The sequence below is a fragment of the Cryobacterium sp. N19 genome (genome assembly GCF_002929595.1).
Classification (GTDB): Bacteria; Actinomycetota; Actinomycetes; order Actinomycetales; family Microbacteriaceae; genus Cryobacterium; species Cryobacterium flavum.
Genome location: NZ_PJJR01000051.1, coordinates 131511 through 153423 on the forward strand (window position 1 = coordinate 131511; position 21913 = coordinate 153423).

The 21913-nt window shown below is 66.6% G+C and carries 20 protein-coding genes and 1 riboswitch; of the genes, 13 read left to right on the top strand and 7 right to left on the bottom strand.

All coding sequences use genetic code 11. From position 1 onward, the window contains the following. Positions 1-125: 125 nt before the first annotated feature. The gene (gene purU / locus CXY78_RS12260) at positions 126-986 is read right to left on the bottom strand and encodes a formyltetrahydrofolate deformylase (protein ID WP_104089555.1); all 861 of its coding nucleotides are present in this window, start codon (positions 984-986) and stop codon (positions 126-128) included. A gap of 196 nt (positions 987-1182) precedes the next feature. On the opposite strand from purU, the gene CXY78_RS12265 reads away from it, so the two are divergent. Further along, positions 1183-2460 carry an MFS transporter gene (locus CXY78_RS12265; RefSeq protein ID WP_092339511.1) on the top strand — a complete coding sequence of 426 codons (1278 nt, stop codon included), beginning with the start codon at positions 1183-1185 and terminating at the stop codon, positions 2458-2460. On the opposite strand, the gene CXY78_RS12270 is transcribed toward CXY78_RS12265, so the two are convergent. Beyond that, on the bottom strand, positions 2457-4016 hold the full coding sequence (locus tag CXY78_RS12270; protein ID WP_104089807.1) for an amino acid permease: 1560 nt from the start codon (positions 4014-4016) through the stop codon (positions 2457-2459). The genes CXY78_RS12265 and CXY78_RS12270 overlap by 4 nt on opposite strands. 287 nt (positions 4017-4303) lie before the next feature. Here CXY78_RS12270 and CXY78_RS12275 point away from each other — a divergent pair, with 287 nt between their 5' ends. The 6 genes from CXY78_RS12275 to mnhG are packed head-to-tail and all read left to right on the top strand — an operon-like array spanning position 4304 to position 10640. Continuing rightward, on the top strand, positions 4304-7297 hold the full coding sequence (locus CXY78_RS12275; protein ID WP_104089557.1) for a Na+/H+ antiporter subunit A: 2994 nt from the start codon (positions 4304-4306) through the stop codon (positions 7295-7297). Further along, positions 7294-7839 (top strand): sodium:proton antiporter, encoded by a 546-nt coding sequence (locus tag CXY78_RS12280; protein ID WP_092339278.1) that lies wholly within the window; start codon positions 7294-7296, stop codon positions 7837-7839. Before CXY78_RS12275 ends, CXY78_RS12280 begins: the two co-directional genes overlap by 4 nt. Beyond that, entirely contained in the window at positions 7836-9443 is a 1608-nt protein-coding gene (locus tag CXY78_RS12285; RefSeq protein WP_104089558.1) for a Na+/H+ antiporter subunit D, read from the top strand. The genes CXY78_RS12280 and CXY78_RS12285 overlap by 4 nt, the downstream gene beginning before the upstream one ends. After that, positions 9440-10033 (top strand): Na+/H+ antiporter subunit E, encoded by a 594-nt coding sequence (locus CXY78_RS12290; protein ID WP_104089559.1) that lies wholly within the window; start codon positions 9440-9442, stop codon positions 10031-10033. Before CXY78_RS12285 ends, CXY78_RS12290 begins: the two co-directional genes overlap by 4 nt. Continuing rightward, on the top strand, positions 10030-10299 hold the full coding sequence (locus tag CXY78_RS12295; protein ID WP_338061543.1) for a monovalent cation/H+ antiporter complex subunit F: 270 nt from the start codon (positions 10030-10032) through the stop codon (positions 10297-10299). The genes CXY78_RS12290 and CXY78_RS12295 overlap by 4 nt, the downstream gene beginning before the upstream one ends. Then, positions 10296-10640: a monovalent cation/H(+) antiporter subunit G gene (gene mnhG, locus CXY78_RS12300; RefSeq protein ID WP_092339272.1), complete on the top strand. Its 345-nt coding sequence runs from the start codon at positions 10296-10298 to the stop codon at positions 10638-10640. Before CXY78_RS12295 ends, mnhG begins: the two co-directional genes overlap by 4 nt. 276 nt (positions 10641-10916) lie before the next feature. Here mnhG and CXY78_RS12305 read toward each other — a convergent pair whose 3' ends face one another. Further along, complete coding sequence (locus tag CXY78_RS12305) at positions 10917-11375, bottom strand: hypothetical protein (protein WP_104089561.1); 459 nt, start codon at positions 11373-11375, stop codon at positions 10917-10919. 759 nt (positions 11376-12134) lie between these two features. On the opposite strand from CXY78_RS12305, the gene CXY78_RS12310 reads away from it, so the two are divergent. Further along, positions 12135-12755: a hypothetical protein gene (locus CXY78_RS12310; RefSeq protein ID WP_104089562.1), complete on the top strand. Its 621-nt coding sequence runs from the start codon at positions 12135-12137 to the stop codon at positions 12753-12755. A 263-nt stretch (positions 12756-13018) separates the two neighbouring features. Continuing rightward, the gene (locus CXY78_RS12315) at positions 13019-13585 is read left to right on the top strand and encodes a PKD domain-containing protein (RefSeq protein ID WP_140425702.1); all 567 of its coding nucleotides are present in this window, start codon (positions 13019-13021) and stop codon (positions 13583-13585) included. 81 nt (positions 13586-13666) lie between these two features. On the opposite strand, the gene CXY78_RS12320 is transcribed toward CXY78_RS12315, so the two are convergent. After that, positions 13667-14311 carry an FMN reductase gene (locus CXY78_RS12320; RefSeq protein WP_104089565.1) on the bottom strand — a complete coding sequence of 215 codons (645 nt, stop codon included), beginning with the start codon at positions 14309-14311 and terminating at the stop codon, positions 13667-13669. 1 nt (position 14312) lies between these two features. Beyond that, entirely contained in the window at positions 14313-15503 is a 1191-nt protein-coding gene (locus CXY78_RS12325) for an LLM class flavin-dependent oxidoreductase (RefSeq protein ID WP_104089567.1), read from the bottom strand. Between the two features lie 198 nt (positions 15504-15701). Then, positions 15702-15790: riboswitch (ZMP/ZTP riboswitch) on the top strand. A gap of 21 nt (positions 15791-15811) precedes the next feature. Between CXY78_RS12325 and glyA the strand changes: the two genes are divergently transcribed. Both glyA and CXY78_RS12335 read left to right on the top strand, forming a co-directional pair. Further along, positions 15812-17104 (top strand): serine hydroxymethyltransferase, encoded by a 1293-nt coding sequence (glyA, locus tag CXY78_RS12330; RefSeq protein WP_276326780.1) that lies wholly within the window; start codon positions 15812-15814, stop codon positions 17102-17104. 205 nt (positions 17105-17309) lie between these two features. Next, positions 17310-18194, top strand: a complete 885-nt coding sequence (locus CXY78_RS12335) for a bifunctional methylenetetrahydrofolate dehydrogenase/methenyltetrahydrofolate cyclohydrolase (RefSeq protein ID WP_104089568.1) — start codon at positions 17310-17312, stop codon at positions 18192-18194. A gap of 169 nt (positions 18195-18363) precedes the next feature. Here CXY78_RS12335 and CXY78_RS12340 read toward each other — a convergent pair whose 3' ends face one another. Further along, the gene (locus tag CXY78_RS12340) at positions 18364-18906 is read right to left on the bottom strand and encodes a gamma carbonic anhydrase family protein (RefSeq protein WP_092339259.1); all 543 of its coding nucleotides are present in this window, start codon (positions 18904-18906) and stop codon (positions 18364-18366) included. Between the two features lie 126 nt (positions 18907-19032). On the opposite strand from CXY78_RS12340, the gene CXY78_RS12345 reads away from it, so the two are divergent. Further along, entirely contained in the window at positions 19033-19974 is a 942-nt protein-coding gene (locus CXY78_RS12345; RefSeq protein ID WP_104089570.1) for an aldose 1-epimerase family protein, read from the top strand. Here CXY78_RS12345 and CXY78_RS12350 read toward each other — a convergent pair. After that, positions 19971-20867 carry a LysR family transcriptional regulator gene (locus CXY78_RS12350; RefSeq protein WP_092339255.1) on the bottom strand — a complete coding sequence of 299 codons (897 nt, stop codon included), beginning with the start codon at positions 20865-20867 and terminating at the stop codon, positions 19971-19973. The two genes, CXY78_RS12345 and CXY78_RS12350, sit on opposite strands and share 4 nt — an antisense overlap. A gap of 72 nt (positions 20868-20939) precedes the next feature. Here CXY78_RS12350 and CXY78_RS12355 point away from each other — a divergent pair, with 72 nt between their 5' ends. Further along, complete coding sequence (locus CXY78_RS12355; protein WP_104089571.1) at positions 20940-21863, top strand: DMT family transporter; 924 nt, start codon at positions 20940-20942, stop codon at positions 21861-21863. Positions 21864-21913: the final 50 nt, after the last annotated feature.

Genomic DNA, 21913 nt, shown 5'->3' on the forward strand with positions numbered 1-21913 from the left:
GGCCTCGCGTTCCGGGCGCACATTCTGGGCGCGCGTTCCGGACCCGCGCTGCGGACGGGGCCCAGGCCCGGACCCTGGGCCCAGTTTATAACCTGGGCCCGTGGACGGGGCCTGGGCCCCGTCCGCTACTTGAAGATGATCGTGCGGGCCCCGTCGAGCAGCACGCGGTTCTCGGCGAACCACTTGACCGCCTGAGTGAGGGTGCGGCTCTCCTCATCTTGTCCGATCGACACGAGCTCCGCCGGAGTGCGTGAGTGATCGACCCGCACCACGTTCTGCTCGATGATCGGACCCTCGTCGAGGTTGCCGGTCACAAAGTGCGCGGTCGCACCAATGAGCTTCACGCCGCGCGCGTGCGCCTGGCGGTAGGGGTTGGCCCCCTTGAACCCCGGCAGGAACGAGTGGTGAATGTTGATCGCCCGCCCGCCGAGCCGCGCGCACAGTTCCGGCGACAGAATCTGCATGTACCGGGCGAGCACGACGAGTTCGATGTCGAGGTCGTCGACCGCCTCGATGACGCGCGCTTCGAAGTCGGCCTTGCTGGCGGCATCCGTTATGGGCAGCGATTCGAACGGCACCCCGTAGAACCCCACGAGGTCGCGCAGCGTGCCGTGATTGCTGAGCACGAGCGGAATCTCCACCGGCAGCTGCCCGCCGCGCTGGCGAAACAGCAGATCGTTGACGCAATGACCGGCCGAGGAAGCGAGCACGAGCGTGCGCAGCGGACGCCCGACGACATCGATGATCGACGCCATCGCATAACGTTCGATTACCGGCGCGAGCGCCGCCTCGAGCTCGGGCCTGGTCGCCGGCGACTGCACCTGCAACCGCATGAAGAACCGTCCGGTGTCATCGCTGGAGAACTGCTGGCTCTCCGAGATATTGCCCTGCGCCAGCACGATCGCGCCGCTGACGGCGTGCACAATGCCGGGCTGGTCAGCACAGACCAGCGTGATTACCCAGTGGTGCGGGGTCGAAGAAGTCATTGGGCCAGAATACCCGGCGTGAGAGCGGATGCCGCGGCCCGCCCAGTTGCCGCCTCACCGGCTTTGGGTAGACTACCTGTTGGTCGCACTGAACAAGTCGGCCCCGGGCGCGCACGTCGGCGCGCAGTCGAGTGGCTTCGATCTCGGTGTGAATGGTCCCACCGGTCGTCCTCTTCGGCCCAGTTCGAATGCAGCCATGACCAACACCGCCAATATCTTTTTGCCCACCGGCTCGATCCCGGTCGCGCCGTCCGTTCGCTCAGACCGGGTTGAACCGCCGTTTCCCTGGGTCGGTTTGATGACCCTGTCTGCCGCCGTTTTTCTCTCGGTCACGAGTGAAATGCTGCCGACCGGGCTGCTCCCCGAGATGAGTCGCAGCCTGGGTGTCGCCCAATCGCAGATCGGGCTGCTGGTCTCCTGGTTCGCGTTCACGGTGGTGCTCACGAGCGCACCGGTCGCCATCTGGACCCGCCGCTTTCCGCGGCACGGGCTGATCATCGTCGTGCTCATCATCTTCGCGGTGAGCAATATTCTCACCGCCATCGCGCCGACCTACGAGTTCGTCGTCGCCGCGCGCGTGCTCGGCGGCGTCGCGCACGGACTGTTCTGGTCGGTGGTGGGTGCCTATGCCGGGCACCTCGTGCCGAAAGCGCAGATCGGTCGCGCCGTCTCGATCACGGTCGCCGGCGGCACGCTCGCGTTCGTGTTCGGGGTGCCGCTCGGCACCGCGGGCGGACACCTGCTCGGCTGGCGGCTCTCCTTCGTCGTGCTCGCCGGCCTGATGCTCGTGGGTGCGGTTCTGGTCTGGAAGTTTCTACCACCGGTCGCGCGGTATTCCACCGGCGCCGCGGCATCCGCTCACGCACCGAAAACCCGTCAGCCGCGCGACGCGACCGTGCCGGCCGTGGTGCTGATCTGTATCATCACCGGCATCACCATGATCGGCCACTACAGCTTTTACACCTACATCGCGCCGTTCCTGCTCGACGGGCTCAATATTGACCCCGAACTGCTGGCCCCGATGCTGTTCGCCTACGGTGTGGCCGGCGCGGTGGGACTACTGCTCGTCGGCACGGTCTTCGGCCCGCGCCCGAGCCTCGGCCTCATTCTCGGCCTCGCCGTGAGCGCCCTCAGCGTGAGCCTGCTCGCCGCGTTCACGGCGACCCTGCCGGTGGCGCTCATCGCATTCGTGCTCTGGGGCATGGCGTTCGGCATGCTCCCTCCGCTGATGCAGACCCGGATGCTGCACGCCGCGTCGCCGCGCATCCGCGATACCGCAAGCGCCTTCTACACCACCGCGTTCAACGCCGGCATCGGCGGTGGTGCACTGCTCGGTGCGGTGCTGATCGACAGCGTCGGGCTCGAGCGGGTGCCGTTGGTCTACGTGGGGCTGCTGGTCGTTGCCCTCGTGCTCGTGGTGGTCACTGACCTCATGACGCAGCGCGCCCAGGCGCGCCAGGCCGCATCCGCTTAGTCGCGCGAACGGTCGGAGAGCGGACGGTTGGCCACGACCGGCACGCGGCCGGTGAAGCCGTCGCGGGCTGCGGCGATCTCGAGAATGCGACCGCGGCAGGCGTACCAGCCGATCATCAGTCCCGGAACGATGAGCACGAGCGAGCTGATCGTGAGGGTGCCGACCGGCCAGTCGAACGCCATCAGCACGAGCACACCGGCCAGGAACACGAGCGTCAGATAGCCCGAGTACGGCGCCCACGGCATGCGGAACACCGGGCGCACCACAATGCCGCGTTTGGCCCAGGCCTGCAACCTCAGCTGGCACAGCACGATCATGCCCCAGGCGCTCACGATGCCGATCGCCGCCATGTTCAGCACGATCTCGAAAGCTTCGTCAGGCACGATGGCGTTCAGGCCCACCCCGAGCAGGGTCACGACCCCGGTCAGCAGGATGCCGCCGAACGGCACTCCGTTGCGGCTGATCTTGCCCGCGAAACGCGGCGCTGAGCCGGCAAGCGACATCGATCGAAGTATGCGCCCGGTGGAATATAGACCGGCGTTCAGCGACGACAAGGCCGCGGTGAGAACGACGAGGTTCATGATCACGTCGACGCCGTCGATGCCGATCGTGCCGAAGAACGTGACGAACGGGCTTTCGCCGGCTTTATATGCCGTGTACGGCAACAACAGCGAGAGCAGCAGAATGGACCCCACGTAGAACACCGCAATGCGAATGATGACCGTGTTGATGGCCTTCGGCATGACCTTCTCGGGGTTCTTCGTCTCCCCGGCCGTCGTTCCGACCAGCTCGATCGAGGCATACGCGAACACAACGCCCTGCACCACCAGAACGGATGCGATCAGCCCGTTGGGCAGCCAGCCCCCGTTTTCGCCGATCAGCGCAAAACCGGCGGTGGCCCCGTCGAGCGGCGTGCCGAAGATGACCATCCAGGTTCCGACGATCAGGAATGCCACGATGGCGAGCACCTTGATCAGGGCGAACCAGAATTCCATCTCACCGAACACCTTGACCGAGAGCAGGTTGAGCGAGAGCACCAGGGCGAGTGCGGCGAGGGCGTACAGCCACTGCGGCACCTCGCCGAACGGCGCCCAGTAGGTGGCGAAGAAATTCATGTACAGCGCCACCGCGGTCACGTCGACGATCGCCGTCATGGCCCAGTTGAGCCAGTACAGCCAACCGGTGACGAAAGCAGTCTTCTCGCCGAAGAATTCGCGCGCGTACGACACGAAGGAGCCGGAGCTCGGGCGGTGCAGCACCAGTTCGCCGAGCGCCCGCAGGATGAGGAAGGCGAAGAAACCGCAGATCGCGTAGACGAACACCAGGGCGGGACCGGCGCTGGCGAGGCGTCCGCCGGCACCGAGGAACAGGCCGGTGCCGATCGCACCGCCGATCGCGATCATCTGCACGTGGCGAGACTTGAGTCCCTTGTGCAGGGCGTCATCCTCGTGCACGCTCAGGGCGTCTTCGATGTGCTCGAACGGGGTTTCTTCGGGCGGAATCGCGTGGTCGTGGTGACCGTGCGGTTCCGACGACGAATCGCCCGACGCGGGCATGGATGAGGGCTGCTGGCCGCGGGTGGGGCTCAAAACGGTACTCGATTTCGCTGGCCGGTCACGCAGAAGGCTTCGTGTGAGAAACGATTCGAGTGGCGCGGGAAGTGGCCGGAAACTGCACGCACGCGCGCTTCTGGCGGTGTGCGGCGTCGGCCGGGGGATAGCGCAACCCTACTCTGCGGCCCCGAGCCCTGCGCTGAGCGCGTTGCCAGAACCCCCGGCGGGGGGCCGCCTGTAGGCGGGTAGACTAGACCTTCATACCCCGACCTGACAAGCCTGGAGGCCGCATGGTTCTTTTCCTCCTCGCGTTTGTCGTTCTTTCGGTGCTCACGCCTTGGCTTACCCGGCGTCTCGGCACCCGCGTCTTCTATCTGATCGCCCTGCTGCCGGCCGGGGCCTTCGCGTACACGCTCACCCAGACCGCCACGGTCACCGCCGGCGGGGCCGTGACCCAGTCGATCCCGTGGATTCCGCAGCTCGGTATCAGCCTGTCTTTTCGGGTCGACACGCTGGCCTGGCTGCTCGCCCTCGTCGTGACGGGCATCGGCGCCCTCGTCCTTATCTATTGCGCGCGGTATTTCGCCGACGACGAGCCCAGCCTCGGCCGGTTCGCCGCGCTGCTGCTCGCCTTTGCCGGCACCATGTACGGCCTCGTCACCGCGGACGACCTGGTGATCATGTTCATGTTTTGGGAGATCACGAGCGTGCTCTCCTATCTGCTGATCGGGCATTACACGCATAAACGCGAGAGCCGCGGCGCCGCCCTGCAGGCGCTGATCGTGACGACCTTCGGCGGGCTGGTCATGCTGGTCGGTGTTGTGATGATCTCGGTCGCCTCCGGCACTACGAGCCTCGCCTATATCGTGGCCAACCCGGTGACGGGCACCATGGGCACCTGGGCCGTGCTGCTGATCCTGGTCGGTGCGCTTTCCAAGAGTGCGCTGGTGCCGTTCCACTTCTGGCTGCCGGCCGCGATGGCCGCGCCGACCCCGGTGAGCGCGTACCTGCATGCCGCCGCCATGGTCAAGGCCGGCATCTACATCGTCGCCCGGCTCGCCCCTGGCTACGCCGACAGCGACGGCTGGCTGCCGGTGCTCGTCACCCTCGGCGTCTGGACCATGGTCGTCGGCGCCTGGCGGGCCCTGCGCCAGTACGACCTCAAACTTCTGCTCGCCTACGGCACGGTCAGCCAGCTTGGCTTTCTCATGATCGCGATCGGCTTCAACACCCGCGACACCGCCCTCGCCGGCGCCGCTCTGCTGCTCGCTCACGCCCTCTACAAGGCCACGTTGTTCCTCGTCGTCGGCGTGATCGACCACCGGGCCGGCACCCGCGACTGGCGGAAGCTCAGCGGCGTCGGTCGCACAGCTCCCGGCCTCGCCGTCATCGCGCTCATCGCTGTCGCGTCGATGGCCGGCCTGCCGCCGTTGTTCGGCTTCGTCGCCAAGGAGGCTGTGTTCACCTCCCTGCTCGACGCCGGCGTCGGCGGGTCCGGCTGGGGCTACGCGGCGCTCATCGGCACGGCCGTCGGGTCCGTGTTGACGGTGGCATACAGCATCCGTTTCTTCTGGGGGGCCTTCGGCAGGCGCAAGGAACAGCCCCAGACCGTGCTGCACGCGAGCCCCTGGGACACCCTGCTCGCGCCCGGGGTGCTCACCGTCGCGACCATTGGTCTTGGTCTGTTCGCCTCCATGCTCGATCCGCTGCTCGCGCCCTATGCCGACACCGTTCCGGGCGCCGGCAGCGTCACCGAACCGCCGTACCATCTCGCGCTGTGGCACGGGCTCGAGCCGGCCCTCTACCTGAGTGCGGCCGTGCTGCTGCTCGGCGCGCTGCTGTTTCGAGCCCGCCGCGGCGTGTCGAAACTGCAGGCGAGGGTTCCCGACTACATCGACGCCGGCCGCGGTTACGGCAAGGCCATCCGCGCCGTCGACCGCATCGCGGCCCGCGTCACCCACTTCGCGCAGCAGGGCGGACTCCCGCAGTACCTCGGCACCATCCTTACCGTCTTCGTGCTGGCCCTCGGTTTTGCGGCCTTCGTCAACCGCACCTGGCCGGACGCGATCGTGCTGTGGGACTACCCAGGTCAGGTACTGATTGCCCTGATTATGGGAATCTGCGCGGTGATGGCGGCCAGGGTCGGGCAGCGGATGACCGCCGTGATTCTTGCAGGCGTCACCGGTTACGGCCTGGTCGCCCTGTTCGCTTTTCACGGGGCACCAGACCTCGCCCTCACTCAGGCCCTAGTCGAGTCGATCACCCTGGTGATCTTCGTGCTCGTGCTGCGCCGACTGCCCGCGAACATCGCCCAGCACAACAAACCGGTGCGCCGCAAGCGTCGCCTGCTGATCGGCAGCCTGGTCGGCCTGGTCATGGGCACCATTGGGTTCATCGCGCTCGGGGCGCGGGACTTCGCGAGTATCGCCGGCGCACTGCCCCGATTGTCGGTCGACGACGGGCACGGCGACAACATCGTCAACGTGATGCTCGTGGACATTCGCGCCTGGGACACCATGGGTGAGGTCTCGGTGCTCATCGTCGTGGCCACGGGCGTTGCGAGCCTGCTGTTCGTGTCGGGCCGCAACTCGGTCGTGCCCAGGTTGAAGGAATCCCGCAGCCTGCGCTCGGTGGCGAACCGTCGTCGCGTCGTCGCCGACCCCGAGCTATCGAGTGAGGGCCACGCCGTCACCCGGCAGGCTTTTCTCCTCGCCGGGCGTAAAAACGACCCAAGCAGCCGGTCGATTCTCATTGAAGTGCTCGTGCGGTTGCTCTTCCACCCCGCGATGATCGTGTCGATCTACCTGCTGTTCGCCGGTCACAACCTGCCCGGCGGAGGGTTCGCTGGCGGACTGCTGGCCGGCCTGGCCTTGGTGGCCCGGTATCTGGCCGGCGGACGCTACGAGCTCAGCGAAGCGGCGCCGATCGATCCAGGCAAAATCCTGGGTCTGGGAGTGATTCTCGCCGTGGGAATGGCCGTCGTCTCGCTGTTCTTCGACGGGATCCCGCTCGAATCGGCCTACTTCACGGCGTCCGTGCCCGTGCTCGGTGACCTGTCGTTTGGTACCTCTACCATCTTCGATATCGGCGTGTATCTCGTTGTCATCGGGCTGACCTATGACATTCTGCGCAGCCTCGGCAGCGAAATCGACCGGCAGAGCGAAAATGACGAGGTCGGGCCGCGACCGGCCCCGGCGACCGACGCCGAACCTCCCACCGACACGGCTGCCGGCGTGAGCATCAGCCCCGTGAACGATTCCTCGAACGGAGGAGCATCCCAATGAGCGCCTCCCTCACCCTCGTCATTGTGATGGCCGTCATGTACGCGGCCGGCGTCTATGTGATGCTCGAACGCAGCCTCACCCGGGTACTGATCGGCTTCCTACTCGTCGGCAACGCCACCAACCTGCTCATCTTCATCATGAGCGGCCGGCCCGGAAGCTCGCCGATCGTCACCGGCTCGAGCGTCGCCGACATGGTCGACCCGATTCCGCAGGTGCTCATGCTCACCGCGATCGTGATCAACTTCGGCATCACCGCGCTGTTGCTCGCCCTGATCTATCGCTCGTGGTGGCTGGCCCAGCTCGGCGATGAGGGCGACACCCTCACCGACGAGCACGCCACCGAGAGTGCCGACGAAGCCGACGCCACCTTCCGCTCCTCCTCCGATGATGACGACGCGGTCGCCGAGTCGATCGATGACTTCGAGCGCGGCGACGGCGCCACGAGCGATGAAGACACCGTCTCCAGCAAAGCGGATGCGGCCGGCAGCGCCGGCGCATCCGCTCGCGCTGCGTCGAAAAAGCCCGAGGGAGATGCGCGATGACCGCCCTCGTACCCCTCATCGTCTGCCTGCCGCTGCTCGGTGCCGCCGTCGCGCTGATGCTCGGCCAGCGTCGTCGCCTGCAGGTGCTGGTGAGCGTGCTGAGCCTCGCCGCCGCCACGGTGATGAGCGCAGTGCTGCTTGCGCTGGTGGACCGGTTTGGAACCGTCGTGGTGCAGGTCGGGGGCTGGGAAGCGCCGTGGGGCATCGTGCTCGTCGTCGACCGACTCTCGGCGCTCATGCTGCTCATCTCGGCGCTCATGCTGCTCGGCGTGCTGCTGTTCGCGGTGGGCCAGGGCATCGTCGACGGTGACACCGAGACTCCAGTCTCGATCTTTCACCCCACGTATCTCGTGTTGGCCGCCGGCTTGTTCAACGCCTTCGTTGCCGGTGACCTGTTCACCATGTATGTCGGTTTCGAGATGCTGCTGTCGGCGAGCTACGTGCTTCTCACCCTCGGCGGTACCGGCGCGCGCATTCGCGTGGGCATCACCTACATCGTCGTGAGCCTGGTCTCGTCGCTGCTGTTTCTCAGCGCGATCGCCCTCATCTACGGGGCCACCGGCACGGTCACCCTCGCCCTCATCGCCGAGCGGATGCCCGACCTCCCCGCCGACATTCAGCTGATCCTCGGGCTGCTGCTGCTCATCGCCTTCGGGGTGAAAGCCGCCGTGTTCCCGATGTCGTTCTGGCTGCCGGACTCCTACCCGACCGCCCCGGCGCCGGTCACCGCGGTGTTCGCCGGGCTGCTCACCAAGGTCGGTGTCTACGCGATCCTGCGCACCCAGACCCTGTTCTTTCCAGACAATCAGTTCTCGATGCCACTCATGATCGTGGCGGGGCTGACCCTGCTGGTCGGCATTCTGGGAGCGCTCGCCCAGGCCGACATCAAACGGCTGCTCTCATTCACCCTGGTCAGCCACATCGGCTACATGCTCTTCGGCATCGCCATCGGCACCCCACTCGCCATTGCCGCGACCATCTTCTACGTCGTGCACCACATCACCGTGCAGACCACCCTGTTTCTCGCGGCGGGCCTGATCGACCGGGTCGGCGGCACCACCTCGCTGTCGCGGCTCGGCGGACTGCTGAAATCGTCACCGCTCGTGGCCATTTTGTTCTTTCTGGGCGCGCTCAACCTCGGTGGGATCCCGCCGTTCTCCGGCTTTCTCGGCAAGATCGCCCTGTTTCAGGCCGGCACGATCGTGGGCGACCCGATCATCTACGTGCTGATCGGCGTGGGCGCACTGACCTCGCTGCTCACCCTCTACGCCCTGGCCCGGGCCTGGAACATGGCGTTCTGGCGGCCGAAGAAACAAGTGAAGGACTACACCTCGTCGATGTCGGCGTCGCTCGTGGAAGACCCGCAGGACGAGGGCATCGTGCTGAAGAAGACGGTTTCCCCGCTCATGGTCGGTGCGACCACGTCCATGCTCGTGCTGGCCCTCGGCCTGACCGTGTTCGCCGGTCCGATCTTCGACCTCGCCACCCGGGCCGCCGCCAACATCAGCTCGCCGTCGACCTACATCGATGCCGTGTTCCCGAACGGAACCGGGTCGATCGCCGACAGTAATGTGGGCACCAACTTCGAGGGCGGCGCCAAGTGACCACTCCGCGCGAGCGCCTCGAAGCCGTCGGCAATCAAATTCCGCCGCTGATCGCCCTGATCGTGCTGTGGATGCTGCTCTGGGGCGAGTTCTCCTGGCTCAACCTGCTGGTCGGGCTCGTCGTGGGAATCGTCGTGACCGTGGCGTTTTATTTGGTGCCGGTGCAGCTGAGCGGGCGCGTGCATCCGCTGCACACCGTGGTGTTCTTCGTGCGGCTCATCGTGGACATCGTGCGGGCGTCGGTCGACGTGTCCTGGCTCGCGGTCAAGCCCCGGCTGGTCACGTCGAACGCGATCCTGGAGATACGGCTGCGCACGCGCAGCGACCTAATTCTAACCTGGACGGCGGTGGCCACCTCGATCGTGCCCGGCTCGATCGTCGTCGACATCGACCGGGAATCGTCCATCCTGTACCTGCACGTGCTGAATATGCAGAGCGCCAGCGATATCGAGCAGTTTCGGCGGCGCGTACTCGACACCGAACGGCGCATCGTGCGCGGGTTCGGCTCGCACGAAGACGTCGAGCGGATGCGCGGGGTGCTGCCCGCAAACCGGCTCAGTGCTCGTCGATCAGGAAAGGAATTGTCATGATGTTGCAGATTGTGGCCGTGGTCGCGTCGGTCATGTTCGCGGTCGGGGCGCTCCTGTCGGTGTACCGCATCGTCATTGGACCGAGCGTGCTCGACCGGGTCATCGCCTCCGACGTGCTCGTGGCGACCATCATCTGCGCCCTCGGCGCCGAGATGGCCCTGAACCGGCACACCGACACCCTGCCGGTGCTGCTCGTGCTGGCGCTGTTCGCGGTGCTCGGTTCGCTCAGCGTCGCCCGCTTTCTGCCCGGTCGGGACAACGCATGAGCGCCGTTCTGCACGATGTGCTGACCGCAATTCTCGTGCTAGCCGGCGCGACCATGTGCCTGGCCGCCGGAATCGGGCTCATCCGTTTTCCCGACGTACTGTCGCGACTGCACGCCGCGACCAAGCCGCAGATTTTCGGGCTCATGGCGGTGACAGCGGATGTCGCGATCAACAATTTCTCGGTCGGAACCGTGACTCTCGTGGTCGCGATTGTGGTCTTCCAGGCCCTGACCGCGCCGATGGCCGCGCACCTGGTGGGCCGGGCCGCGTACGAGACCGAGCACCTGCGGCCAGACCTGCTCATTGTCGACGAGCTGAAGGACCGCCGGGCCGACCGCTGACCCGCCGATCGCTGACCCGTCGACCGGTGCGCCGCACGGGTGTTTGTCGGGTCGCGCGTCGGTGCTCTTTTTGCGGTCGGGGCCTGGGCCCCGTCCCTGGGCCCAGTTTATAAACTGGGCCCGCGGTCATAAGGTGGGCCCAAGACGAGATCGCCATCGTCCAATGTGACGTTGCGTGTGTGGCCCTGACATGTCGCTGGTCGAGCTCGCCGAGACCGGCATCGTCCAACGCGACCCGGCTTGCGGTGGCGCACGGGCAACGTTCTACCGCGGCGGCTAGAGCAGCATGGGCTCCTGCACGAGGGGCACCTGCAGGAGGGGGTTCTTGCTGGGCAGCGCGATCAGCGTCTGCTCAGGGTCGATCTCGACCGGGGGGTGCAGCCAGTACAAGCCTCCCAAGAGAAGGATCTTCCAGTGCTTGTTGTGGAGCAGCAGGTGGTGGTGGGCGCAGAGCAGGATGGCGTGGTCGATGTTAGAAAGTCTGAGGTCAGCCCAGTTTTCGACGTGATGCGCTTCCGACCAGGACGGTGGTCGATTGCAGCCGGGCCAGCGGCATCCGCCGGCGCAGGCGGCGAGGGCTCGGCGTTGGTCCCGGTTGAACAGGCGTTCGTCGCGTCCGACGTTGAGGGGCTGGCCGTCCTGGCTGAACAGGATGCCGAGGTAACCGGCGTCGCACAGATGTCGGTCGATCGTCTCTTTCGATACGGGGGGCCGGGCTTCCCTCAAAGTACCCAAACGGCCCGGTGGCCTTAGCCGCGCGCGTGTTCTTCGTGGTCTGGGTGGCGCCCGTGGTTTCAGCCGGCGTCGCTTCGCGGGCTGCCGCGGCGTCCCGCTCGGCCGTCTCCGTCTCGCTCATCAGCACGCCGACGGCGACCAGCCGTCCCGCTTCGATGCGGCTGAGACCGGTGGCGTGCTGCACCATCAACGTCGGGTTGCCGAACCCCGGCCGTGCTGCCAAACCGGACTGTCCTAGCTGCGGCCGGGACCGTTCCGCGTTCGTACCCGCCAGCAGGGCGGCCGCCGTGTTCGTCAGCCGCAACAACGCCGCAATCGGCACGCGCGCGGCGAGCACCTCTGTATCGGACAGTCCGGCGAATTCAGCGCTGGACCCACCGAGAGCGGCGACAGCATTCGCCGCCCGAGTGAGCTCCATCGCCAGGTTGTTCATGCTTCAACTCAATACCCAACCACCGACACGAGAAAATATCACTTATAAAAGCACAACACCGGCAAAACCGGCAAAGAAAACCCAAAGAAATGTTTCGACAAGTCGATGAGTCTTCGGCGATCTCTCGTTCTTCGACGCTGACCGGAACGATCGTTGTGGCCCAGCGCACGTTGGTGTTGCCCCGTCACGTGGGGTTTGCACGGTCGAAACGCGATGCCCGGCGACCCGAGGTTCGGGTTTCGCTTTGCCCATAGCCTGATTTGGACCTCCGCACCAGCCTGTGGAAACACTCGGCAGGATTGTAGTAACCCGTCTACTCTGACCCCATGCGAAACCCCTCGCGTCACCAAACGCTGCACAACGCCGTGCTCAGCGCCCTCCTGATAGCCCTCGCGACCGGCGCGTTGAGCGGATGCTCCGCCACACCCGCCCCAGCACCCAGCGCCACACCCAAGCCAGTCCCTGACGCGATGGCGGCACCGACCGACACTACCCCCGTCTTCGCCTCAAACGACGAGGCCCTGGCCACGGCCACTGAGGCTTACGCCGCATATGCGTCGTTCTCGGACGACGTGATGACGCACAAAACCAGCCCCGACAATTTGACTGCGCTGAGCACGTCAGTCAGTAGAAGTTACTTGCCACAGGTTGTCGCTGGACTCGCGAATTTCACGACAGCGGGGCATCTTGGGGAAGGTGCTTCCACCTTTGATTCAATTGCGCTCATTAGGTATACAGACGCAGGCGATGGCCACGCAGAAGTCGAGGTCTACATGTGTTCCGATGTTTCAGGCCTTCGACTGTTCGATGCGTCTGGTATCGATGTCACGCCGAGCGACCGGCTCACTCGCATTCCGCTACAGGTGACTTTCGTCTCCAGCGATTCGAACTCATCTCATCTCTTAGTTGATAAGGAAAACGTATGGTCCGGTCGAAACTTCTGTTGAGTGCTTGCATCGCGCTCGTAGCCTTCGGCATTATTGGATCTCCAGTAGCGGCAACCGCTGTGGGGTGTACCCGAGCTGAAACAACGGACGGTACATGTCCCGCTTCGCATGCCGTTGTGGCCGGACCGGGCGTTGACCTGACCGCAGAGACCGCCACGGGGTCTAGCGTACGAGGAAGCGGCAAGTCTGCCGGCAAGCAGCACGGTTCCGGTGGAGGGTCGGTCACTCCCGCGCTGCCGACAGTGTGCGCAAACGGCGACCCGATGAAGCCCGGAATCGAAACGATTCCTTGCGGCAACGGCACATTTCTGCCTTTGGCCCAGCACAACGCACCCGCGGTCCCGTGCGCCGGATGCTCTCCCGATACCATCGTGCGAGTCTCCGACCTGCAGAACTTTCCCGCCTACCCCGCCCCCACCGGCATGGAGCCCAATGGCTGGGCGATCGTTGGGCTGGCCGCGAACTTCTGGGCCGGGGCATCCGCTCAGATCGGCGAAGGACTACTGCTGGGCGAACCGGCCCAGGTGATGTTCACGCCGATCGGCTACCGCTGGGACTACGGCGACGGCACGACAGCGGTATCCGCCGACGGTGGGGCGAGCTGGGCCGACCTCGGCCTAACCGAATTTTCCAGCACCCCCACCAGCCACAAGTACGCCGCGAGGGGCAGCTACTCGGTCACCCTCACTGTCGACTACCGCGCCGACTACAGCTTCGGCGACCAGGGCTGGCGACCCGTCGACGGCATCTTCACCGTACCCTCCGCGACGGAATCCACTGTGCTCGTGGCCGAAGACTGCAACGCCAACCCTCGCGGACCCGGCTGCTGACGTACGTGCCCGCGTCGCGGCACCGGTTAGAGATCAGGGCACTCTACGTAGGGGTGCCATGACCTGGAACGAGTGCCGTGACTATCGAGACGGGCTGAAACCGGCAGGGTTGAAGCCGGCCGGCAGCTCGAACGGGTCGGGCACGCGGCTCGACCGGTCCGACGCGGCCACCAAGGTCGCCAGCTCACCGGCCGCCCTCTCGATGCGGGCGGGCAGGGTGGCCAGCCGGCTGTCCACTCCGCCGTCGCCGCTGCCCCAGTCCTCCGAGGCGGCGAACACCGAGGTGGGCACGACAACGGCGTGCAGGTAGGTGAACATAGGGCGCAGCGCGTAGTCGAGGGCCAGGGAATGCCGGGCCGTTCCCGCGGTCGCGCCGATCAGAACCGGCTGGTCGGTGAGAGAGCGGTTGTCGATCACGTCGAAGAACGTCTTGAACAGGCCGCTGTAACTGGTCGTGAAGATCGGTGTGACGGCGATGAGGCCGTCGGCCGCGGTGACGACCTCGATCATCGTTTGCAGCCGCGGGCTGGCGAAACCGGTGAGCATGTTGTTCATCACGTCCTGCGCGTAGTCGCGCAGCTCGTAGGTCACCACTTGGGTCGTGACACCCTCGTCGGTCAGCCGCGCCACGGTGGCAGCGGTGAGCTTGTCGGCGAGCAGCCGAGTTGATGACGGCTGGCTCAGGCCGGCCGAAACGACCGCGAGGGTGCGCTCGGTCGTGGTCATCTCAGGCTCCGGTCTGCGTGGTGCGGGTGAGGCCGAAGGCGGCGCCGGTTCGGGCGGGTGCGATGGCGGCGGCGGCGGTGTCGAGGTCGTCAGGCAGCGCGGTCGTAGCGGCAACCGGAGTGTGGGCGGCGAGGCGCAGGGATTCGTGAGTGGGGCCATCCGGTACGTCGACCGGGCGGTTCTTCGCAAACTCGCGGCGCAGCACGGGCACGACCTCTTCGCCGAGCAGGTCGAGTTGCTCGAGTACAGTCTTCAGCGGCAGGCCGGCGTGGTCCATCAACCAGAGCTGGCGCTGGTAGTCGCCGACGTAGTCGCGGAATCCGAGGGTACGGTCGATGACTTCCTGCGGGCTGCCCACGGTGAGCGGGGTCTGCGAGGTGAAGTCCTCCATGCTCGGGCCGTTGCCGTAGACCGGGGCGTTGTCGAAGTACGGGCGGAAGTGGCGCTTGGCATCCTGCGAGTTCTTGCTCATGAACACCTGGCCGCCGAGCCCGACGATGGCCTGTGCGGCGGTGCCGTGGCCGTAGTGTTCGAAGCGTTGGCGATAGTACTGCACCATCTTCGCGGTGTGCGAGGCGGGCCAGAAGATGTGGTTGGAGAAGAATCCGTCGCCGTAGTACGCGGCCTGTTCGGCGATTTCGGGGCTGCGGATACTGCCGTGCCAGACGAACGGGGGCACGCCGTTGAGTGGGCGCGGGGTGGACTGGAAACCCTGCAGCGGGGTGCGGAACTGGCCTTCCCAGTCGACGAAGTTTTCACGCCAGAGCCGGCGGAGCAGGGCGTAGTTCTCCAGCGCGAGCGGGATGCCCTCGCGGATGTCCTTGCCGAACCACGGGTAGACCGGGCCGGTGTTGCCGCGGCCCAGGGTGAGGTCCACCCGGCCGTCGGCGAGGTGCTGCAGCATGGCGAAGTCCTCGGCGATTTTCACCGGGTCGCTCGTGGTGATCAGCGTGGTCGCGGTGGAGAGGATGATGCGTTTGGTTTTCGCGGCGATGTAGCCGAGCATGGTGGTCGGCGACGACGGCACGAACGGCGGGTTGTGGTGCTCGCCGGTGGCGAAGACGTCGAGACCGACCTCCTCGGCCTTCTGCGCGATGGCGACCATGGCTTTGATCCGGGCGTTCTCGGTGGGGGTGTCGCCCGTGGTGGGGTCGCTGGTGATGTCCCCGACCGTGAAGATTCCGAACTGCATGCCATCCTCCAACTTTCTATGCGTCTGCATGTATATCTATCGTAACGGTAGAACCTGCGCGGCTATTCCCGGCCTTCGAGATTCACGGCACGTGCCCCCGAAGCTGGCAGGCGTTGCAACCAGTGCCAGCTTCCTGGACGCGTGCCACGAGGCGCGAGCGGATGTTTGGGCGGCGGGCGCGGGCATCCGCTGATATACTAATCGGGTCGCAACTGGCGTAGCACGAAGATGGGTCACCATCGGGGAGCGACTGACACGGTTAGTGGCCGCACGCCTGGGCCGCAACATCCATATATAAGGAGAACTCCGTGCCTGATTCCGCCACTGTCTTGAAGTCAACCTTCAACGAACCGCTCTCGGTCGTTGACCCCGAGATCGCCGCCGTGCTCGAGCAGGAGCTCGGTCGCCAGCGCGACTACCTCGAAATGATCGCGAGCGAGAACTTCGTTCCGCGCGCCGTGCTGCAGTCGCAGGGCTCCGTGCTCACCAACAAGTACGCCGAGGGCTACCCGGGGCGCCGCTACTACGGCGGCTGCGAGTACGTCGACGTCGCCGAGCAGCTCGCCATCGACCGCGCCAAGAGCCTCTTCGGCGCCGCCTACGCGAACGTGCAGCCGCACTCTGGCGCCACCGCCAACGCGGCAGTGCTCTCCGCCATCGCCACCCCCGGCGACACGATTCTCGGCCTCGAGCTGGCCCACGGAGGCCACCTCACCCACGGCATGAAGCTCAACTTCTCGGGCAAGCTGTACAACCCGGTCGCCTACGGCGTCGACCCGGAAACCTTCCGCGTCGACATGGATGTCGTGCGCGACAAGGCGCTCGAGAGCAGGCCGAAGGTCATCATCGCCGGCTGGTCGGCGTACCCGCGCCACCTCGACTTCGAGGCCTTCCGCGCCATCGCCGATGAGGTCGGCGCGCTGCTCTGGGTTGACATGGCCCACTTCGCCGGACTCGTCGCCGCCGGCCTGCACCCCTCGCCCGTGCCCTACGCCGACGTCGTGTCGAGCACCGTGCACAAGACCCTCGCCGGCCCGCGCTCTGGGTTCATCCTCTCGCGCGACATGGCCCTGGCCAAGAAACTCAACTCGAACGTGTTCCCCGGCCAGCAGGGCGGCCCGCTCATGCACGTGATCGCCGCCAAGGCGACCGCGTTCAAGCTCGCCGCCGAGCCCGAGTTCAAGGAACGCCAGGAGCGCACCCTGCGCGGTGCCAGCATCCTCGCCGACCGTCTCACCGCCGACGACTCGCGTGCCCACGGCATCGATGTGCTCACCGGCGGCACTGACGTGCACCTCGTGCTCGCCGACCTGCGCCACTCCGAGATCAACGGCCAGCAGGCCGAGGATGCCCTGCACGAGGTGGGCATCACCGTGAACCGCAACTCGGTTCCGTTCGACCCGCGCCCGCCGATGGTCACCTCGGGCCTCCGCATCGGCACGCCCGCCCTGGCCACCCGCGGATTCGGCGACGCCGAGTTCACTGAGGTCGCCGACGTCATCGCCGAGGCTCTCAAGCCCGGCGCCGACATCGCAGCGCTCCGCACCCGCGTCGGCGCTCTGACGCAGGCGTTTCCGCTCTACTCCGGCCTGCAGCAGTAACTTTCGTCGAAGCGGATGCCGCTGACTGGCCCGCGGCATCCGCTCTCGCAGATGGATGTCGCCGGCCGCTCGGCTGGGCATCCGCTGTCGCCCGCCTGCGATGAACCCGGCAAGCACCCGGTAATCACCACTGGACGGGGCCTGGGCCCCGTCCAAGCGAACCGAAGTACGGCACCGAACTGAACCACAACAGTAGGGATCCACGATGACGGCAATCACACTCGACGGGGTCAAGACCGCCTCCGACATCAAGGCCGAGCTGCGGGACCGCATCGCGGCGCTGCGCTCGCACGGCGTCGTGCCCGGCCTGGCAACCCTGCTCGTGGGTAATGACCCGGGTTCTGAGACCTATGTGGCGGGCAAGCACCGCGACTGCGCCGAGGTCGGCATCGAGTCGCTGCGCATCGACCTGCCCGGCTCGGCGACGAGCGCCGACGTGCGCGCGGCGATCAACGACCTCAATCACAGTCGCGAAGTCACGGGCTACATCATCCAGCTGCCGTTGCCCGTTGGTCATAACGAGAACGCGATGCTTGAGCTTATCGATCCGTCGAAGGATGCTGACGGCCTGCACCCGACCAACCTCGGGCGGCTCGTGCTCGGCATCGAGGGCGAACTGCGCTCACCGCTGCCGTGCACCCCGGCCGGCATCGTCGAGCTGCTACGTCGTCACGACGTGCCGATCGTGGGCCAGAAGGTCGTCGTGGTCGGCCGCGGCCTCACCGTGGGGCGCCCGCTCGGCCTGCTGTTCACCCGCAAGGGCCTCGACGCGACCGTCACGCTGACCCACTCGCGCACGGTCGACCTTGCCGGCGAAGTGCGTCGGGCCGATATCGTCGTGGCCGCCGTTGGCGTGCCGCACCTGATTCAGGCCGACTGGATCAAGCCGGGTGCCGCCGTGCTCGACGTGGGAGTCACCCGCGTGACGGACCCGGTCACCGGCAAGGGCCGCCTGACCGGCGACGTACACCCCGATGTGGCCTCGGTGGCCGGGCACCTGTCGCCGAACCCGCGCGGCGTCGGCCCGATGACCCGCGCCATGCTGCTCTCCAACGTAGTGAAGGCCGCCGAGCAGTCCCTGCTGGCGTAACGCCAGCTGTGGTACCGGAGTAAGTGTGCGTAACTGCGGAAACTTCGCAAATATTTGTGCGAAATCAGGGCGTCTCGCCCGCTCGAAACGGGAATTTCCGCAGTTGTGAACGACGCCTCCGGTATGGGGGCGGCATTCAGGCCGGCGCGGCACCCGCTCGGCTCCTGCGCTACTGCTGGGCGACGGCTGCGCGGTGCAGCTCGGTGTGTGCCAGGTAGCTCGTGGCGTTGTGCCGGATGCTCGCGATCTCCTCGTCGGTCAGCGTGCGCCGCACCTTGGCGGGAACACCGGCCACGAGCGAACCGGGGGGAACAACGGTGCCGCCGAGCACGACGGCTCCGGCGGCCACGAGCGATCCGGTGCCGATGATGGCTCCGTTCAGAACGGTCGCGGCCATGCCGACGAGCACGTTGTCCTCGATGGTGCAGCCGTGCAGCACTGCGCCGTGCCCGACCGAGACGCCGGTGCCGAGGGTGAGCGGAAAGTCGGTGTCGACGTGGCAGGAGACGTTGTCCTGCAGGTTCGAGTCGGCGCCGATCGTGATCGGCGCAAGTTCCGCGCGCAGCACGGAGTTGTACCAGACGCTGGCCCGGTCGGCGAGGGTGACGTTGCCGACGATCACGGCGCCGGGAGCGACGAACGCGGTCTCGGCGATGGTTGGAGCCGGTGTGTTCGGCAGGACGATGATTCGGGCGGCGTTGTCAGCAGTCATACGCGTCAGCCTACTGCCGAGGGATGGCGCCACTCGGCTCGGTTTGCACCTGCGACCCCGCAGCGGCTCGGGTCGGAGCTATATCGCGTCGGGCATGCCCGGCCCCGCCCGCAATACACTGAGCGGATGCGTGCACCCACCGGAATCCAGTATGAGTTGACCCGCGAAACCCCGAGCGGCCCCGCTCGCGCCGTCGTGACCGAGGTCGCGGCGGGACTGCGCGCATATTCCGTAAATGGCATAGACTTGGTGGAGACCTTCGACGAGTCAGTGCAACCGCCGATGGCGGCCGGAATTGTGCTCGTGCCCTGGCCCAATCGCATTCGTGACGGCAAATGGACTCAGAACGGAATCACCCGCCAGCTCGCTCTCACTGAGCCGGCCAAGCAGAACGCCAGCCACGGGCTGCTGCGCTTCGCGCCGTACCGGGAGGTATCGCGCAGCACAGACACGGTAACCCTGGCGGCGACGGTCTTTCCGCAGTCCGGCTACCCATTTCACCTTGAGACCGAGGTGACCTACGCGCTCACTTCCAGCGGGCTCGAGGTCACGCATCGGGTGCGCAACGTGGGAGCGGAGCCCGCGCCGGTGGCCGTGGGGGCGCATCCGTTTTTGAAGATCGGAGACGTGCCCACGGGCGACCTCATCGTGCGCGTGGATGCCGCGACCCACCTCGACGTCGACGACCGCCTCAACCCCATTGGTGAGACCCCGGTGCACGGCACCCGCTTCGACCTGCGCGCGGGCGCCCTGGTCGGGGATCTAGACCTCGACGACGGCTTCGGCGGCGTCGGAGTCGGTGCCGAACATACCCTCACCGCGCCGGATGGCCGAAGCCTCACCCTCTGGGGCGATGAAAGCATGCGCTACGTGCAGGTGTTCACGCCGCGCATCTTTCCGGTCACGCAGGGTGCGGGCGAGCCGGTGCGCGGCCTCGCGATCGCGATCGAGCCGATGACCGCTCCCGCCGATGCGTTCAACTCCGGGGCCGGCCTGCACTGGGTAGAGCCGGGGGAGCAGTGGATCGTGCGCTGGGGCATCCGTCATGACGGGTTTGAGCTGCGTTAACGCTGCCCGGCCACGTCGACGAGTTCGGCCAGCACCCTGCGCACCGAGGCGCGGGCGAGCGTTTCCGGGCGGCTCAACACGTCGATCTGCCGCCCCACAGTGAGGCCCCGAAACGGCACGAGCACGACTCCGTCGCCCTGTCGCGGCGCCATTGTGTAGCGCGGCAGCAGCGCAATGGCCGCCCCGGTCGCCACAACCGACGTCGCCACGAAGAACTCGTTGATCCGATGCGCGATGCGCAGCGGCTGACCGGCCGCCGCCGCGACCACGTTCACCGCCTCGGCGAGCGGAAACCCAACGTGACCGGTGACCCACGGCTCGTCTCGAATATCGTCGAGGGTGAGCGATACCTTTTCGGCCAGCGGATGCCCGACCGGCACGGCCACATCCAGCGGCTCGAACAGCAACGGCGTGACCGCGACGGTATTCGGCCAGGCCGGATCGTGCGGCACCCGGTGCGCGATCACCAGGTCATAGTCGGCGACGAGCGCCGCAAAACGCTCCCGCGGCACATCCTCGTCGCCGCAGCCCACGGTCGGGCCGCCACTCAAGTGCATTCGGTTCAGCAGCGGGCCGAACCAGGCCAGCCCGGCACTGTGGAACGCGCTCACGGTCACCGGCAGGCCGGGGTCGTTTTGAAACCGGGCCACGGCCTCGTCGGCCCGGGCCATCGCGGTCGAGACGTCGGCGGCGGCGCTCGCCAGGGCGACGCCGGCAGGGGTCAGCCGGAGCACCCGGCCGTGTTTCTCGGTGAGCTTGACGCCGGCACGTTGCTCGAGGGCGCTGAGCTGCTGCGAGACCGCCGACGACGACACGTGCAGGGCGCGGGCCACAGCGGCGACGCTTCCGCGCTCGCCGAGCTCCCGCAGTACGGCAAGCTGGCGCAATTCCATAAGCTCAGGCTAAAGCATCCGTTTATAAAATGGTGTCTAGACTTAACGGATGCCGTCGCGCACCATTGCCTCATGACTTCCGTTCTGACCCGCCGTACTCTGCTGCCGCACCTGGGACGCTACCGCGTCGACCTCGTGCTGCTGCTCGTGGCCTTGGTCTGGGGTGGCAGTTACCTGAGCGCAAAGATGCTGACCGAGCAGGCGAGCGTGTCAGCCGTGCTCGCGCTGCGCTTTCTGGTCGCGGCGCTGGCCCTCGTGATCGTCTGGGTCGTGCGGCGCGAACGCCTTCCGACCTGGCGGGCGCTCGGGGTCGGCTTGCTGCTCGGGGTCACTCAGGCGAGCATCCTCTGGCTCGAGACCCAAGGTGTGGCGTTCACCTCCGCCACGAACGCCGGGCTCATCATCAGCCTCACGATCATCATGACCCCGGTACTCGAGTCGGTGGCGGCCCGCCGCTGGCTGCCGCGCCCCTTCTTCGTGGCGGCGGTGCTCGCGGTCGTGGGGGTAGCGCTGCTCGTCTCCGGCAACGGATTCGCGCAGCCGAACGTGGGCGACCTGCTCATTCTCGCGGCGGCGGTCGTGCGCTCCCTGCACGTCACCATGATGGGCCACCTCGTTCGGGGCCGCAGCGACAGCACCATCACTCTGACCCTGCTGCAGGCGCTGGTCGGGGCGGCGGTCTTCACCGCGTTCGATCTTCCCGGCCTCGTCACCGCCGTCACGACCTTCAACCTGGCCGCCTGGATCGGCGTGTTCTACCTCGGCCTGGCCTGCAGCGTGTTCGCGTTTCTCGCGCAGATGTGGGCGATTCGCCGCACGTCGGCGGCCCGGGCCAGCCTGCTCATGGGAACCGAGCCAATTTGGGCGGTGCTCGTGGGGGTGTCGCTCGGCAGCGAAACCCTCGGCCTGATCGGCGCCGCCGGGGCCGCGCTCATCATCGTGGGTACGTTCTGGGGCCAGCGCATCGAGGCGAGTCACCGCCTGCGCGTCGGGTAGGCATCCGCTGGGGGTGGAGGAAGAATGCCACGTGTGTATGCCCACCAGTC